This window comes from Micromonospora matsumotoense (assembly GCF_900091525.1).
GTDB classification, from domain to species: Bacteria; Actinomycetota; Actinomycetes; order Mycobacteriales; family Micromonosporaceae; genus Micromonospora; species Micromonospora matsumotoensis.
The window spans coordinates 152,720-169,012 of sequence record NZ_FMCU01000012.1 but is presented as its reverse complement, the minus strand read 5'-3'; the positions used below and the strand labels follow the sequence as shown (position 1 = coordinate 169,012).

The following is a 16,293-nucleotide window of genomic DNA, read 5'->3' as shown; positions in this document are numbered from 1 at the left end:
CGGGCGACGGTCCGCCGCGGCGGGGCCGGCACTGCGCAACTGTCGACCCGGACGCGCCGCCGGCCGGGCGGCGACGGCCTCCGGTGGAGGCCCGAACTGTCGAAGCGCTTCAGGTGGAGGCACGCTGAATGAGCTCGGTGTCCAGCAGGACGTGCGGGGTGGGAATCTCGTCGCCGCGGATCCGGGCCACCAGCAGTCGGGCCATCTGCCGGCCCATCTCCTCCACCGGCTGGAAGACCGTGGTCAGCGGCGGATCGGCCTGCTGGGCGACCGGCGAGTCGTCGAACCCGATGATCGCGACGTCCTCGGGCACCCGACGGCCTGCCTCGCGCAGCGTGCGCAGCGCGCCGAAGGCCATCAGGTCGGAGGCGACGAAGACCGCGTCCAGGTCGGGGCAGGCGTCCAGCAGCCGCCGCATGCAGGCCGCGCCGCTGCCCTCGCTGAAGTCACCGTAGGCGATCATGCGGGGGTCGAGCATGCCGACGGTGGACTCCACCGCCTCCCGGTAGCCCACCAGCCGGGCCAGACCGACGCCCATGTCCTGGGTGCCGGCGATGGTGGCGATCCGCCGCCGGCCCCGCCGGGCCAGATGCTCGACGGCCTTGCGGGCACCACCGACGTTGTCGGCGTCGACGAACCAGGACGGCCGGGCGCCGGGACGCAGCATCCGGGCCGGCCGACCGCCCAGCACGGTGGGCAGGTCGCGCTCCTCCAGCAGGGTGGGCAGCGGGTCGGAGTCGTGCAGCGACAGCAGCAGGACCCCGTCGACGTGCTGGTTGGTCAGGTGGTTCTCGACCCGTTCCCGTTCGATCGGGGACTGCACCATGGCGAGCCAGAGTTGCAGTGGCGTCTCCAGCAGGCCGGAGCTGACGCCCCGGACGATGCCGGCGAAGAACGGCTCGGTGAAGACCCGCTCCCCCGACTCGGAGACCACCAGGGCCACCGAGTCGGTCCGCTGGGTGACCAGTGCCCGCGCCGCCCGGTTCGGGACGTAGCCCAGTTCGGCGATGGCCTGCTGGACGGCGGCCCGCGCCTCCGGACTGACCTGGGGCGAACCGTTGACCACCCGGGAGACCGTGCCCCGCCCGACACCCGCGCGGGCGGCGACCGCGTCGAGGGTCGGGCGCCCGAGTGACCGGGTGCGTTGCGTTGTCATCGTCTCTCCTCCGACGTCGGACGGTCCCCGCCGTCCGCCCCCGGGGGCGGGCAGCGCGGCGGGGCCGTCCGGAATGCTGGCTGGCCTCTGCCTATTGTGCGGCCAGACCGTTGCGTCGGATCACCTCGGCGTACCACCTGGCACTGGACTTGGGGATACGGGCCTGGGTGTCGTAGTCGATCCAGACCATCCCGAAGCGCTTGGTGTAACCCCAGGCCCACTCGAAATTATCCATCAGCGACCAGGCGAAGTAGCCCCGCAGGGGCACACCCGCACCGATCGCCTCGTGTGAGGCCCGCAGGTGGGCGTCAAAGTACGCCAACCGGTCGACGTCGTCGACCCGACCGTCCTGCACCGTGTCGACGAACGCCGAGCCGTTCTCGGTGACGTAGATCGGCAGATCGGTGTACTCCTCGTGCACCCGGCGCAGCGTCTCCACCAGGCCCGGGGCGTCGATCTCCCAGTCCATGTCGGTGACCGGGACGCCCCGGGTGACGAACCGGACGTCCTCGCTGCCCGGCCAGCAGGACGGGGCCCGCCAGTACTTGTCCGGCTCCTCGCCGGGCACCGGCGCGGCCACCACGTGCCGGCTGTAGTAGTTGACGCCGACCAGGTCCAGCGGGCTGGAGATGATCTCCAGGTCACCGTCGCGGACGTGGCCGAAGTCGGTGATCTCGCTCAGGTCGGCGGTCAGGTCCGCCGGGTACGACCCGCGCAGCAGCGGGTCGAGGAAGAACCGGTTGGCCAGTCCGTCGATCCGGCGGGCGGCGTCGACGTCGGCGGGCGCGTCGCTGGCCGGGGTGACCGGGTAGAGGTTGACCGTGACACCGAGCTGGGCCTGCGGCAGCTTCGCCCGCAGGGCCTGCACGGCGAGGCCGTGGCCGAGCATGAGGTGGTGCCCGGCCCGGACCGAGTCGGCCCCGTCGGAACGGCCGGGGGCGTGCACCCCGGAGCCGTAGCCGAGGAAGGCCGAGCACCACGGCTCGTTGAGCGTGGTCCAGTACTTCACCCGGTCACCGACGGCGTCCGCGACCAGGGACGCGTAGTCGGCGAACCGACCGGCGGTGTCCCGGGCCGGCCAACCGCCGGCGTCCTCCAACGGCTGGGGCAGGTCCCAGTGGTAGAGGGTGAGCCACGGTTCGATGCCGTTGGCCAGCAGTTCGTCGACGAGCCGCCGGTAGAAGTCCAGGCCCTGCTGGTTGCCGGCCCCGGAGCCGCCGGGCTGCACCCGGGGCCAGGAGACCGAGAACCGGTACGACTTGAGGCCCAGCTCGGCCATCATCCGGACGTCGTCGGGCATCCGGTGGTAGTGGTCGCAGGCCACGTCGCCGGTGTGCCCGGAAACCACCCGCCCCTCGGTGTGACTGAACGTGTCCCAGATCGACGGGGTCCGGCCACCCTCGGCGGCCGCCCCCTCGATCTGGTACGCGGCGGTCGCCGCGCCCCACAGGAAGCCGGGCGGGAAGGTCAGTTCCGGCCCCTGGTCGAGTACGCCGACAGCGGGCGGGTGGGTCGGGTTGCTCACGACTTGACGGCGCCTTCCATGATGCCGCCGATGATCTGGCGGCCGAACACGATGAACACGATCACCAACGGCACGGTGCCGATGGCGGTCGCGGCGAACACCTGCGAGTAGTCGGTGTAGTAGGCGTAGGACAGGAACGCCAGCGACACCTGCAGGGTCGGGTTCTCGGGGGTGAGTACGGCGTACGGCCACAGGTAGGAGTTCCAGGTCTCCATGAAGGTGAGCAGGCCGAGCACGGCGGCGGCGGGGCGCAGCGCCGGCAGCACGATGTTCCAGAAGATCCGGAAGGTGCTGGCGCCGTCGACCCGGCCGGCCTCGATCAGCTCGTCGGAGATGGCCTGGATGGCGTACTGCCGCATCATGAACACGCCGAAGGCGCTGACCAGGAAGGGCACGGTCACCGCGAGGAGGGTGTCGTACCAACCGAGGTCCTGGATCATGCCCCAGAGCGGGATCAGGCCGAGCTGGGTCGGGATCATCATGGTCACGATGATCGTCAGCAGCAGGGCGTTGCGGCCCCGGAACCGCAGCTTGGCGAAGGCGAACCCGGCCAGCGAGCCGGTGATCACCACCGAGACCGTGACCACGGCGGAGACGATCACGGAGTTGAGCAGGCCGGTGAGGAAGTTCGCCGCGTCGTTGTCGAGCACCCGGCCGAAGTTCGCGCCGAACTCGCCGGCCGGGGTGAACGGCGGCGGCACGTCGTTGATCTGGTCGAGGCTACGGGTGGCGATGACCACCATGTAGTAGAAGGGGTAGACCGAGAAGAGCACCGCGACGACGAGCGCGATGTAGAGCAGCGGACTGGTGCGCCAGAGGCGCTGGGATGCCTTGTTCACGGCGCGGTCCTCACTTCACCGAACGGCGGACGAGCAGGAAGTTCACCAGCGAGACCAGGGCGATCATGACGAACATGGCCCAGGCCACCGCAGCGCCGTAGCCGGCGGTGCTGAGGTTCTCGATACCGAGTTCGTACATGTACATCGCCAGGGTCTGGAACTCGCGCTGGTCGCCACCGATGATGTTGCCGTTGCCGAAGACCAGCGGCTCGGTGAAGAGCTGGAGCCCACCGATCGTGGAGAGGGTGACCACGAAGACGAAGGTCGGGGTCAGCATCGGCAGGGTGATCCGCCAGAACTGCTTCCACTGGTTGGCGCCGTCGATCGCGGCGGCCTCGTAGAGGTCCTTCGGGATGGCCTGCATGCCGGCCAGCAGGATCAGGGTGTTGTAGCCGGTCCACCGCCAGTTGACCATGGAGGCGATGGCCGTCCAGGAGCTCCACTTCTGGGCGTCCCAGTCGACAGCGTCGATCCCGACCAGGCTGAGGACCCAGTTGATCAGGCCGAAGTCACGCTGGAAGAGCATGCCGAAGACGATCGCCACGGCGGCGACGGAGACCACGTTGGGCATGAAGATGGCCATCCGGAACAGCGTCCGGGCCCGCAGGAAGGTGCGGTTGAGCATGGTGGCCAGGAAGAGCGCCAGGAGCAGCTGCGGGATCGTCGACAGGATGAAGATGCCGAACGTGTTGATCGTGGCGTTCCAGAAGTACTCGTCGCCGAACAGCCGGGTGTAGTTGTCGAACCCGATGAAGCTGTGGTCACCGATGAGGTTCCAGTCGTGCAGCGACATCCACGCGGTGCGCAGCATCGGGTAGAACCCGAAGATGCCGAAGATCACGAAGAACGGGGCGATGTAGAGGTAGGGCGAGAGCTTCAGGTCGAGGCGGTTCAACGTGATCGCCCGGCTGCGTCGCCGGGGAGGTGTGGGGGGTGGTGCGCTGGGCGACGGCGGCGCCGTCGTGGCCGAGAGGCTCATGCGGGGTCCTTTCCCGGCTCCGGCGGGGCCGGTGAGGCGGGCGGTACGTGGAACGGGACGCCATTGGTGGCGCCCGGGACATGCCCGGACGCCACCGCCGGTGGTGGTGCAGTGATCAGAAGGCGCCCTGGGTCTTGGCGTCCTTGAGGAACTGCTCCCAGGCCTTGTCCTTGGGGGACTGCCCGTTCTCGTACGAGCGCAGCGCCGGCTCGAACGCGTTCTCCTTGATCGCCTGGTGCTTCGGGCCGAGGTGCAGCGGCTGGATCTTCTCGACGCTCTCACCGAAGATCTTGCCGGTCGGGGCACCGCTGAAGTACTCGTTGGTGTAGCCGGTGAAGTCCGGGTTCTTCAGCGCCTCGAGGTTGGTCGGCAGCGGGCCCTTGAGCTTGAACGCCTCGACCTGGCTCTTCGCGTTGGTCAGGTACTCGGCGAGCTTCGCCGCCTCCTTGGGGAACTTGCTCTGGGCCGGCACGGCCAGCCAGGAGCCGCCCCAGTTGCCCGCGCCGCCGGGAACCGGCGCCAGGTCCCACTTGCCCTTGTTCTCCGGGCCGGAGTTGTCGGCGACGATACCGAGCATCCACGACGGGCAGAAGGTGGCCGCGAAGGTGCCCTGCTTGAAGCCGGCCGACCACTCGGGCGACCAGGTGGCGCTCTTCGCGGAGATCTTCGCGTCCGACATCGCGACCGCGGTGTCCCACGCGGTCTTCACCGCGGCGCTCTTGTCGGCGATGACGTTGTCCTCCTTGTCGTAGAACAGGTCACCGCCCTGCTGCACCATGACCGCGCTGGCCGCGGTGGTGGCCGAGTCGATCAGGCCCTTGTTGGTGGCCTGCCGGTACTTCTTGCCGGTCTCGATGAAGGCGTTCCAGTCCGGCCAGAGCGCCGCCACCTGGTCCCGCTCGGTCGGCAGGCCGGCCGCGGCGAACAGGTCCTTGCGGTAGCAGACCCCAAGGCTGCCGACGTCGGTGGGCAGGCCGATCAGCCGACCGTCGGCCGCCTTGCCCAGCTCCCACTTCCACGGCAGGTATTCCTTGCTGTGGTCGGCCACCAGCGGGGCCAGGTCGGCCCAGTTGGCCGGGTTGGTCTTGAACTCGTTGAGGATGCCCTCTTCGAGCGCGGTCACGTCCGCCGCGCCCTTGCCGGTGGCGAGCGCCCGGACCACCTTCGGCCGGTACTCGTTGAGCTGCGCGGTCTTGCGCAGCTCCACCTTGATGCCGGTGTCCTTCTCGTACTGCTTGATGATCTCGTCGTATCCGAACTCGCCGAAGGTGTCGACGACCAGCTTGCTGGGCTTGCCGCCGGACTCCTTGGCGTCGTCGTCCTTGCCGCAGGCCGCGAGACCGCCGATGGCGGTGACCGCAGCCAGGGCGGCGACCGCGAAGCGGGTACGCCGCGTGGTGACGCTCATCCTGACCCCTTTTCGATGGTGAGGCTGGGTGGGTGTGGTGGGGGTGCTGCCGCATGTCCCGGGCCGGTCCGACGTCTGCCGCCGGTCGGTCGGAGGTGGCCACGGGTGATCCGCACCACGCCCTTGGGAACGCTCCCATGAGATTGCCGGGAGGTGTCGGGGGTGTCAATAGACCGTTGGGAGCGTTCCCAGATCGTTACCAGCTATGGCGTTTGTCTCACTCGACCTGATGACCGGCGCACGCCGACGGGCCGGCAGAGATCAGCAGAAGCGGCGCAGCAGGGTGGTCGTCCGACCTGGGTCGAAGACCGACGGGTCATACCACGGGCCGACCCAATCCCGCATCGTGGTCTGCTCCGGGTGAGCCGGATCGGCCAGCGCGGCCAGCAGCAGCATCTGCCCGGCGGGGCCGCCGACCCCCTCCGGTGGGCCCGCCCGCGCCCCCTCCGGGCAGCACGGATAACGCTCGTCCGGGTCGGCGGCGAGAACGTCCTCCACCACCAGTTCGTGCTCCCACCAGTCGCCGAAGTCGTAGAGGTAACCGAACCGGCTGCCCTTGCCGGCCACCGCGTCCAGCCGGGTGTCCAGCTCGTCGCGGACCGCCGGCTCGGCGTGCGGGTCGGGTTCGCCGTACGGCACGCCGTCGATCTCGAACGAGTGCAGGTGACAGTCCCGCCAGCCGATGGCGTGCTGTACCACCCGGTGCAGCCGGTCGAGGGTGTAGCCGCCGGGGACCAGCACCCGCCGCCAGATCGACGGCCGGACGCCGGTGAGGGACACCTTCAGCTGGAAGATCTGACGTGGCATGCTGACCCCTCCACCCACCGCATAGGCTGCCCGCATGATCTGCCGAGCGTGCCGACAGCGGCGGCACGACGACTGCCCCGGCCGGAAGTGGTGCGACTGTCAGCACCGTACCCCCGCACCCACCCCGCCGGTCACCGGTCCGGCCGGCGAATGAGCGTCGGAATTCCGATCTCCCGGATCTGGCCCACGCCGGCCGCCGGTCCGCTGGACGACGCCGCACTGACCGCGCTCTACGCCCGCGCCGACACCCCCCGGTTGCGGGTCAACTTCGTCACCAGCGCCGACGGCGCGGTCAGCCTGGACGGTTACTCCGCCGGGCTCTCCGGGGCACCGGACAAGCGGGTGTTCGGGCTGCTCCGGATGCTCTGCGACGGGCTGCTGGTGGCCGCCGGCACGCTGCGGCACGAGGGCTACCGGGCGATCCGGCTGAACGCGCCGCGGCGGGCCTGGCGACGCGCGCACGGGCTGGCCGAGTACCCGACGCTGGCGGTCGTCTCCGGGTCGCTGCGGCTCGACCCGGCGCAGGCCGCCTTCGCCGACGCGCCGGTGCGCCCGGTGGTGCTGACCACCGAGACGGCCGTCGCGCCGCCCGGCCTCACCGACGCCGTCGACCTGGTCCGGGTGGGCCGGAACACCGTCGACCTCGTCGCCGGCCTGGCCGCGCTGCGCCGACGGGGGCTGGGTCAGCTGCTCTGCGAGGGCGGTCCGCACCTGTTCGGCGCGCTCACCTCGGCCGACCTCGTCGACGAACTCTGCCTGACCGTCGCCCCGCTGTTGGCCGGGGCCGCACCGGGGCGGATCACGGCCGGCCCGGCCAGCCCGCCCCGGGCGCTGCCGCTACGGCACGCGCTGGCCGCCGGGGACGGCGTACTCATGCTGCGCTACGCCCGCGACGCGCCCGATCCGCCGCCCGCCGGGACCGCGCCCACCGGCTGAGACCCCCGCCCGCGCGGGCGGGGGTCCGGTCACGGCGAAGGGCGTGGACCCACCCGGTCGGTGTGCCCACGCCCCCGCGACGAACGCGACGGTCCGGCGGCGACGGAGAAGGAGCCGTCGCCGCCGGACCGGGATCAGCTGACGCTCACGGCCGCCCAGGCGGCGGCGACCGTCTTGTACTCGGTGCTGGTGGCGCCGTACAGGTCGGTGGCGGCCGACAGGGTCGCGGTGCGGGCGCCCTTGTAGTTGGTGGTGGTGGTCATGTAGCGGGTCAGCGCCCGGTACCAGATCGCCCCGGCCTTGGTGTTGCCGATGCCGGCGACGGTGGTGCCGTTGCAGGTCGTGCTGGTGCCGTACGACGAGGTGCCGCTGCCCACGGCGAGCAGGTAGAAGAAGTGGTTCGCCACGCCCGAGGAGTAGTGCACGTCCAGCCGGGCGACGGCGCTGCTCCAGCAGTCCGCCGACCTGCCGTCCTTGGAGGGCTTGTCCATGTAGCGCAGCGGCACGCCGGTGCTGCGCAGCTTCTCACCGATCAGGTAGTCGCCCGGGTCCTTGGCGTTGGCCGCGTAGAACTCGACCAGGGTGCCGAAGATGTCGCTGGTGGCCTCGTTGAGTCCGCCCGACTCGCCGCTGTAGCGCAGCCCGGCGGTGTTGCTGGTGACCCCGTGGGTCATCTCGTGCCCGGCAACGTCGAGCGAGGTCAGCGGGTACAGCCCGGAGCCGCCGTCACCGTAGGTCATGCAGAAGCAGGCGTCCTGCCAGAACGCGTTGGCGTAGTTGCTGCTGTAGTGCACCCGGCTGTACGCGCCGACGCCGTCGTTGCGGATGCCGTTGCGGCCGTGCACGCTCTTGTAGTAGTCCCAGGTCTTCTGCGCGCCGAAGGCGGCGTCGGCGGCGGCGGTCTGCCGGTTGGTCAGGGTGCCGTTGCCGAACACGTTGTTGGTGCTGGTGACCAGGGTGCCGGTGCCGCTGGTGCCGCCGTTGAGGTCGTAGGTGCGGTGGTTGCCCCGGGCCGGGTCGGCGAGCTGGTAGGTGCTGCCGGAGAGGTTGCTGCCCACCGAGACCGTGCCCGAGTGGTAGGTGTTGCCGGTGCCCTCACGCTGCACCCCCTCCCACGAGTCGCGGACCGCGCCGGTGGTGGCGTCCACCAGCACGTGCAGCTCGCTCGGGGTGCCGTCGGCGTGCGTGCCGCCCACCACCACCTCGTAGGCGAGGGTGGTCGCGGTGTCGCCGGCGTCGAAGACGAGCTGCGCGCCGGCGACCGCACGGCCGGTGGCGGTCGACGCGGCGTAGGCGATCTTGCCGGCGGCGGCCTCGCTGAGCTTGGCCTTCGGGGCGCGCTGCGGAGCGTTGGCGAGGCGGTGGGTCGCGCCGCGCCAGGAGTCGCCCTTGCCGAGGTGGACGACCAGGTCGCCGCCGAGGACGGGCAGGCCGTCGGAGTAGCGGTTGAGCCGGACGTGCTCGGTGCCGTCGGCGTCGGTCACCACGGTACGCGGGGTGAACGTCTGGCCGTCGGCGGCGAGGCCGGCACCGGAGTGGGCCTGGAGCTGGGCGACCGCGCGGGTGAACGGGTCGGCGGAGCCGGTGGGCGCGGCGGTGGCCGCGGTGGGCACCGTGACGACGGTGGCCAGGAGAGCGGCCGTGGCGAGGCCGCTCATCAGGGGGGTTCGGCGCATGGGGGTTCTGCCTCCACAGGGACAGTCGGGGGGGTGCCGACTGACGGTGACCCGACGGTGAGGGACCGCGGGCCGGCCAGGTGTCCGCAGGTTACGGACGTGGCGACCGGCATCGAAGGACAGAAGATCCTCGATATCGGCTGTGGCTATTCTCAGCCCAACCGGACCTCTTCTGTCACGCCTTGGCCCGAGTTTTTTTCGGGGTATTTCCGTCACCCCCCGCCACCTGCCGAAACGACGTCACCTGCGGCCAACTTCTCGACCGACGGTGACGCCCCGATCCCTGTGGGTCACCGAATCGGGGGCCGGTGCGCCCCGGGCGGGGCCCGGACCGGCCGCCCGCCGGTGGCCTCCGCCGCGTCGCGTGGCAACCTGTCGCACTCCTCGGGCAGGATGCAGGTCGTGCGCCCTGACCGAGACGACCAGCTGACCGGAGCCCGCGGATGACCGACGACCGGACCGACGGCCGGATCGACAGCCCCGGCGAGCCCGTCGGCCGGGTGCTCGGCACCGCCGACGCCACCCCGTTGCAGTTCTGGACGGCCGTCTCGCCGGGCAGCTACCTGCAGCTCGACGACGTGGTGGTCACCCGCCGCGACCTGCCCGACCGGGAGCCGGTCACCATCGCCGGGGTGGTCACCCAGGTCCGGGCCCGGCACGAGGGCGCCCAGTTCGAGTCGGACGTCTTCGCCATCGCCGACGGCACCCTCCCCGCCCAGGTGCAGGAGGCCGCCGAGATCACCACCACCCGGGTCGACCCCGAGCTGTACGTGCCCCCCGCGCCGGGCGCCACGGTCTACCGGGCCGAGGGCGACGCCCGGGCCCGCGCGCTGCACTTCGACCGGATGGAGCGGCGGATCCCGATGGGGATGGGCCGTGACGGCGTCCCCGTCTATCTCAACGCCGACTTCCTCGACGGCAGTCGGGGTGCGCACGTGTCGATCTCCGGCATCTCCGGGGTGGCCACCAAGACCAGCTTCGCCACCTTCCTGCTCTACTCGGTCTTCCGCTCCGGGGTGCTCGGCGGGGACGCCGTCAACGCCAAGGCGCTGATCTTCAACGTCAAGGGCGAGGACCTGCTCTTCCTCGACCACCCCAACGCCCGGCTCGACGATCCCACCCGGGCCGCGTACGCCAAGCTGGGGCTGGCCGCCGGGGCCTTCCCCGACGTGCGGGTGTACGCCCCGCCCCGGGTCGGCGACGCCTCCGGCACCCCCGACGTGAGCAGCCGGCTCACCGGCGTCGACGCCTTCTACTGGACGCTCAGCGAGTTCTGCGCCGACCGCCTCCTGCCGTACGTCTTCGCCGACGCCGACGACGAGCGCCAGCAGTACACGATGGTGGTCCACTCGGTCACCGCCCACCTGGCCCGCTACGCCCAGCCCGCCGACGGTGGGGTCAGCGTCGACGGGGTGCGCCTCGGCTCCTACGCCGACCTGGTCGACCACGTCGTCGAGCAACTCAACGACGACGAGACCCGGGGCGACTGGGCGGGCAGCGCGGTCGGCCTGGGCACCGTCAACGCCTTCGCCCGCCGGCTGATCGGCAGCAAGAAGGACCTGGGCCGGCTGATCCGGGGCGACCTGGCCACCCGCCGCCCGCACTCGATCAACACCGCCGAGAGCGCCCAGGTCACCGTGGTCGACCTGCACAACCTGCCGGACCGCGCGCAGCGCTTCGTGGTCGGCGTGACGCTGCGCGGCGAGTTCGAGCGCAAGGAGAAGGCCGGCACCGCCAAGCCGCTGCTCTTCGTCGTCCTCGACGAGCTGAACAAGTACGCCCCCCGCGAGGGCTCCTCCCCGATCAAGGAGGTGCTGCTCGACATCGCCGAGCGGGGCCGTTCGCTCGGGGTGATCCTGGTCGGCGCGCAGCAGACGGCGAGCGAGGTGGAGCGCCGGATCGTCACCAACTCGGCGATCCGGGTGGTCGGCCGGCTCGACCCGGCCGAGGCGTCCCGCCCGGAGTACGGCTTCCTGCCACCCGCCCAACGGCAACGCGCCCTGCTGGCCAAGCCGGGCACCATGTTCGTCAACCAGCCGGACATCCCGGTCCCGCTCTGCCTGGAGTTCCCCTTCCCGGCCTGGGCGACCCGGGTCTCCGAGGCCGGCCGGGCCCCGTCGGAGACGCTGCGCTCGATCACCGGCTCGATCGACCCGTTCGCCGTGGTCGGCTCGGGCGGCGCCGACGACGACATCCCGTTCTAGGGGGCTGGCAGCCATGAAGATCCTGCACACCTCCGACTGGCACGTCGGCAAGGTGCTCAAGGGGCAGTCCCGGGCCGAGGAGCACAAGCAGGTGCTGGCCGGGGTGATCGAGATCGCCCACGCCGAACGCCCCGACCTGGTGATCGTCGCCGGTGACCTGTACGACACGGCCGCGCCCAGCCCGGAGGCGACCCGGCTGGTCACCCGGGCGTTGACCGCGCTGCGGCGCACCGGGGCCGACGTGGTGGCGATCGGCGGCAACCACGACAACGGCCACGCCCTGGACGCGCTGCGCCCCTGGGCCGAGGCGGCCGGCATCACCCTGCGCGGCGGGGTACGCGAGAACCCGGCCGAGCACGTCATCGACGGCGTCACCGCCGACGGTGAGCGTTGGCAGCTCGCCGCCCTGCCCTTCCTCTCCCAGCGGTACGCGGTCCGCGCGGTGGAGATGTACGACCTGACCGCCGCCGAGGCCACCCAGACGTACGCCGACCACCTCGGCCGGGTGCTGGCCAAGCTGACCGAGGGCTTCACCGAGCCGGACCGGGTGCACCTGGTCACCGCCCACCTCACCGTGGTCGGGGCGACCACCGGCGGTGGCGAGCGGGACGCGCACACGGTGCTCGGCTACGCGGTGCCGGCATCGGTCTTCCCCGGCACCGCGCACTACGTGGCCCTGGGTCACCTGCACCGGTCGCAGCGGGTGATCGGGCCGTGCCCGGTCCGCTACAGCGGCAGCCCGCTCGCGGTCGACTTCGGCGAGCAGGAGAACGTCTGCTCGGTGACGCTGGTCGAGGTGGGTGCGCACTCCGCCGCCCGGATCCGGGAGGTCCCGGTCGCGGCCGCGGTGCCGCTGCGCACGGTGCGCGGCACCCTCGCCCAGTTGACCGAGGCGACCCCACCCGAGGGCTGGCTGCGGGTGTTCGTCCGGGAGCAGCCCCGGGCCGGCCTGCGGGAGGAGGTGCAGGAGCTGTTCCCCCGCGCGTTGGAGATCCGGATCGACCCGGAGCTGCTGCCCACCCCGGGCAGTGGCACCCGGGTCGCCCAGCGGGCCGGCCGCTCCCCCCGCGAGCTGTTCGCCGACTACCTGGGCAGCCGGGGACACGACGACGACGGGGTACGGGACCTGTTCGACGAGTTGCTGGAGGAGGTGGAGCGCTGATGCGACCGATGCGGCTGGATCTGGCCGGCTTCACCGTCTTCCGTGACGAGACCACCGTCGACTTCACCGACGCCGACTTCTTCGCCCTGGTCGGGCCGACCGGCTCGGGCAAGTCGACGGTGCTGGACGCGATCTGCTTCGTCCTCTACGGCGCGGTCCCCCGCTGGGGTGGCACCCGGGGGTTGGCCAACGCGCTCGCCCCGTCGGCGGTGGAGGCCCGGGTCCGGTTGGTCTTCGAGTCGGCCGGCGACCGGTACGTGGCGACCCGGGTGGTCCGCCGGGACGGCCGGGGCACCGTCAAGACCGCCAACGCCGGGTTGCAGCTGATGCCGCCGGGGTTCAACATCACCAAGCTGGACACCGGGCTCAGCCCGGAGGATCTGGGCGAGGTGTTGGCCGGCACCCCGGCCGAGATGGAACAGGCCGTGCTGGACGCGGTCGGGCTGCCGTACGAGCAGTTCACCTCCTGCGTGGTGCTGCCGCAGGGGCAGTTCGCCGACTTCCTGCACGCCAAGCCGGCCACCCGGCAGCAGATCCTGGTCAACCTGCTCGGCCTCGGCGTCTACGAGAACGTGCAGAAGCGGGCCACCGAACGCGCCGGGCAGGCCGAGGCGAAGCTGGAGGCGGTCGCCCGGGTGCTCGGCGGGTTGACCGACGTCGACGACGAGACGCTGGCCATCGCGACCGCGCAGGTCGAGCGGGTCCGTGAGCTGTCCGGGGCGGTCGCGGCGGCCGTACCGGAGCGGGAGCGGGCGTGGGCGGCGGCGCGTGAGGCCACGGCGGCGCTGGCCGCGCTCGACGCCGATCTCGCCGGACTGGCGGGGGTACGCGCCCCGGCCGGGGTGGCCGAGGTGGCCCGCGCGGTGAGCACCGCGCGGGCGGCGGTCGACGGGGCGGCCCGCACCGTGGCGCTGGCCGAGGAGCGGGAGGAGAAGCTGCGCGGCGAGTTGGCCGGCGCGGGCGACGAGAGCGCCCTGCGGCTGCTGCTGCGGGCGCACGCGGACGCGGAGCGGTTGACCGCCGAGGCCGACACGGTCCGGGTGGCGCTGGACGCGGCGCGGGCCACCCACGACACGGCGGTGGCGGCCCTCGGCGCGGCCCGGGAGGCGGCCGCGCGGGCCGAGGCCGAGCTGGAGGCGGCGTTCCGGGCCCACGAGGAGGCCAAGGCCACCGACCAGGCGGTCGCCTTGCGGGCGCACCTGGTCGACGGTGCGACCTGCCCGGTCTGCGCGCAGTCGGTGCCCCGGGTGCCGGCGATGCCGGCCGGCTCCGCGGTCGCCGCGGCGACCGCCGCCGGCAAGACGGCCCGGGCGGCCAGCAAAGCCGCCCAGGCGCTGGTCGACGAGCGGGACAAGGCGGCGCGGGAGCAGGACCGGGCGCTGGTCCGGCTCCGCGCCCAGCACGACCAGCTGCGCGGCCGGCTGACCGAGCTGGCCGGGCAACTCGCCGGCGCGGCCACCCCGGCGGCGCTGCGCGACCAGCTCGCCGAGCACGCCCGGCTGCGGCAGGCGCTGGACGAGGCGGCAGCGGCGGTGCGGACCGGCCGGGACGCCGCCCGGCGGGCCCGGGGGGCGGCCGACACCGCCGAGGAACGGCTGCGGGCCGCCTGGCGGGACTTCGACACCACCCGGGACGGCCTGGCCCGGTTCGGTCCGCCGGCCGCCGACCGGGACGACGTGGCCGCCGCCTGGACGACCCTGGTCGGGTGGGCCGGCGCACAGGCCGGGCGACGACGCGCCGACCGGGACGGGCTGGTCGGCGCGGTGGGTGCGGCGCAGTCGGCCGCCGAGGCGGTCGAGGAACGGATCGGCGGCCTGCTCGACGCCGCCGGGTTGCGTCCCGCCGACGACCCGGCGCAGGCGGTCGCGGTGGCCGCCGAGCGGGCCGAGGCCGACCTGCGGCGGGTCACCGAGCGTCGCGCGCAGGCCCTCCAGCTGCGGGAACAACGCGCCGAGCACGAGCGGCAGGCGCGGACGGCGCGGGCGTTGGCCGGGCACCTGCGGGCCAACAACTTCGAGCGTTGGCTGCTGGCCGAGGCGTTGGACCTGCTGGTCGACGGGGCCTCCGGGATCCTGCGGGAGCTGTCCCAGGGGCAGTACGACCTGGTCCACGACAAGGGTGAGTTCTTTGTGGTCGACCATCACGACGCGGGGCTGCGCCGGGGGGTGCGGACACTGTCCGGCGGGGAGACGTTCCAGGCGTCGCTGGCCCTGGCACTGGCGCTGTCCGAACAGCTCGCCGGGATGTCCACCACGGCCGCCAGCCTGGAGTCGATCGTGTTGGACGAGGGGTTCGGCACCCTCGACGCGGCCACCCTGGACATCGTCGCCGCCACGCTGGAGAGTCTCGCCGCCCGGGGTGACCGGATGGTCGGCGTGGTGACCCACGTGCCGGCGCTGGCCGAGCGCATCCCGGTGCGCTTCGAGGTCCGCAAGGACGCCCGCACCGCCCACGTCGAACGGACCGGCCGGTGAGCGCGAGGAGCGCAGCGCAGCGGAGCCCCGCAGTCGCGAACGAAAGGCAGGCCCGGTGAGCGCGAGGAGCGCAGCGCAGCGGAGCCCCGCAGTCGCGAACGAAAGGCAGGCCCGGTGAGCGCGAGGAGCGCAGCGCAGCGGCGGAGGGTGACGTGACCGGGCCGCAGCTCTTCGTGGACGCCTGGGACCCGTCCTACGGGGCGTCGTTCGAGGCGACCCCGGGCGGGCCGGTGACGCCGAGCAGCACCCAGGTCGACGCCGACGTGGAACTGCCGGCGGTGGACTGGCGGGCGATCGGGCCACGCCCGGGGGTGGCCGCCCCCGCCGTGGTGCTGCTCGTCGACGGGGTACGCCGGATCGACGCCAGCGTGTGGACGGCCGAGGAGGACGGTGCGTCGTACCCGGGGATCGCCGCCTCCTACGCGGCCGGGGTGGTCCGCTGCGACCTGGAGCGCGGCATGGCGGAGTTGGCCGGGGCACGGGTGGGCCGGGGCCTGTTCACGGCCAGCCCGTCGGCGCAGGAGGTGACCTGCGGGCAGGTGCGCTACCCGGTGCACCGGGTCGGCGGCACGGGTGAGCTGAGCAAGCTGCCGGCGGCGGTGCAGGCCCCGCTGACCGCGTTGGAGGTGGCCGTCTCCGACGCCGCCCGCGCCGACGGGGACCTGCTGGTGGTGGACGGTCCGCTGCGGGCCCGCCGGCAGCTGCCGCGCACCCTGGGCTACATCAAGACCCAGCACAGCCAGTATCTCGACGCCCGGCTCACCGCCGTGGTCACCGGGCTGGGCTCCGGCCAGCGGTCCCCGGTGTTCCGGCTCGGCACCGCCTGGGGCGGCTGGTCGTGGTATCTGCGGCTGCCGGTGACGGTGGGTGCGCCCTGGGCCGGGATCGTCCGGCTGGAGTGCTCGCCCGACCTCGCACCGCAGGACGCGATCGCGCTGGCCGACCTGTCGCTGGTCACCCTGCCCCGGTTCGCCTCCTCGCCGTACAAGGACCCCCGGGCCCCGCAGAACCTGGTGCCGATCGCCGGGTTGGAGCGGCGGCTGCGCGGGCTGCTGGGCGACGCGCGGTTGCTGCACCGGGCCCTGACCATGGCCACCCGCGGTGGGGTGCGTCGCTGATGGGCCGCG

At 72.5% G+C, this 16,293-nt stretch carries 12 protein-coding genes; 5 read left to right on the top strand and 7 right to left on the bottom strand.

Going from position 1 to position 16,293, the window contains the following annotated elements; all coding sequences use genetic code 11:
* Positions 1-109: 109 nt before the first annotated feature.
* From GA0070216_RS22650 to GA0070216_RS22625, 6 genes are all read right to left on the bottom strand, one after another.
* Entirely contained in the window at positions 110-1,156 is a 1,047-nt protein-coding gene (locus GA0070216_RS22650; RefSeq protein WP_091249793.1) for a LacI family DNA-binding transcriptional regulator, read from the bottom strand.
* A 91-nt stretch (positions 1,157-1,247) separates the two neighbouring features.
* Complete coding sequence (locus GA0070216_RS22645; RefSeq protein WP_091249789.1) at positions 1,248-2,681, bottom strand: GH1 family beta-glucosidase; 1,434 nt, start codon at positions 2,679-2,681, stop codon at positions 1,248-1,250.
* Entirely contained in the window at positions 2,678-3,520 is an 843-nt protein-coding gene (locus GA0070216_RS22640) for a carbohydrate ABC transporter permease (protein WP_091249786.1), read from the bottom strand. The genes GA0070216_RS22645 and GA0070216_RS22640 overlap by 4 nt, the downstream gene beginning before the upstream one ends.
* Positions 3,521-3,530: 10 nt before the next feature.
* Positions 3,531-4,499, bottom strand: coding sequence for a carbohydrate ABC transporter permease (locus GA0070216_RS22635; RefSeq protein ID WP_091249782.1), 969 nt, complete (start codon positions 4,497-4,499; stop codon positions 3,531-3,533).
* 115 nt (positions 4,500-4,614) lie between these two features.
* Complete coding sequence (locus GA0070216_RS22630) at positions 4,615-5,907, bottom strand: ABC transporter substrate-binding protein (RefSeq protein WP_091249779.1); 1,293 nt, start codon at positions 5,905-5,907, stop codon at positions 4,615-4,617.
* Between the two features lie 261 nt (positions 5,908-6,168).
* On the bottom strand, positions 6,169-6,714 hold the full coding sequence (locus GA0070216_RS22625) for a plasmid pRiA4b ORF-3 family protein (RefSeq protein ID WP_091249776.1): 546 nt from the start codon (positions 6,712-6,714) through the stop codon (positions 6,169-6,171).
* A gap of 150 nt (positions 6,715-6,864) precedes the next feature.
* Between GA0070216_RS22625 and GA0070216_RS22620 the strand changes: the two genes are divergently transcribed.
* Positions 6,865-7,650 (top strand): pyrimidine reductase family protein, encoded by a 786-nt coding sequence (locus tag GA0070216_RS22620; protein ID WP_091249773.1) that lies wholly within the window; start codon positions 6,865-6,867, stop codon positions 7,648-7,650.
* A 134-nt stretch (positions 7,651-7,784) separates the two neighbouring features.
* On the opposite strand, the gene GA0070216_RS22615 is transcribed toward GA0070216_RS22620, so the two are convergent.
* The gene (locus GA0070216_RS22615) at positions 7,785-9,326 is read right to left on the bottom strand and encodes a M4 family metallopeptidase (RefSeq protein ID WP_091249770.1); all 1,542 of its coding nucleotides are present in this window, start codon (positions 9,324-9,326) and stop codon (positions 7,785-7,787) included.
* 443 nt (positions 9,327-9,769) lie between these two features.
* Here GA0070216_RS22615 and GA0070216_RS22610 point away from each other — a divergent pair, with 443 nt between their 5' ends.
* From GA0070216_RS22610 to GA0070216_RS22595, 4 genes are all read left to right on the top strand, one after another.
* Positions 9,770-11,530, top strand: a complete 1,761-nt coding sequence (locus GA0070216_RS22610; protein ID WP_091249766.1) for an ATP-binding protein — start codon at positions 9,770-9,772, stop codon at positions 11,528-11,530.
* A gap of 13 nt (positions 11,531-11,543) precedes the next feature.
* Positions 11,544-12,692 (top strand): exonuclease SbcCD subunit D, encoded by a 1,149-nt coding sequence (locus GA0070216_RS22605; protein ID WP_091249762.1) that lies wholly within the window; start codon positions 11,544-11,546, stop codon positions 12,690-12,692.
* Complete coding sequence (locus tag GA0070216_RS22600; protein ID WP_091249760.1) at positions 12,692-15,166, top strand: AAA family ATPase; 2,475 nt, start codon at positions 12,692-12,694, stop codon at positions 15,164-15,166. The genes GA0070216_RS22605 and GA0070216_RS22600 overlap by 1 nt, the downstream gene beginning before the upstream one ends.
* 152 nt (positions 15,167-15,318) lie before the next feature.
* Positions 15,319-16,284 (top strand): hypothetical protein, encoded by a 966-nt coding sequence (locus GA0070216_RS22595; protein ID WP_091249757.1) that lies wholly within the window; start codon positions 15,319-15,321, stop codon positions 16,282-16,284.
* Positions 16,285-16,293: the final 9 nt, after the last annotated feature.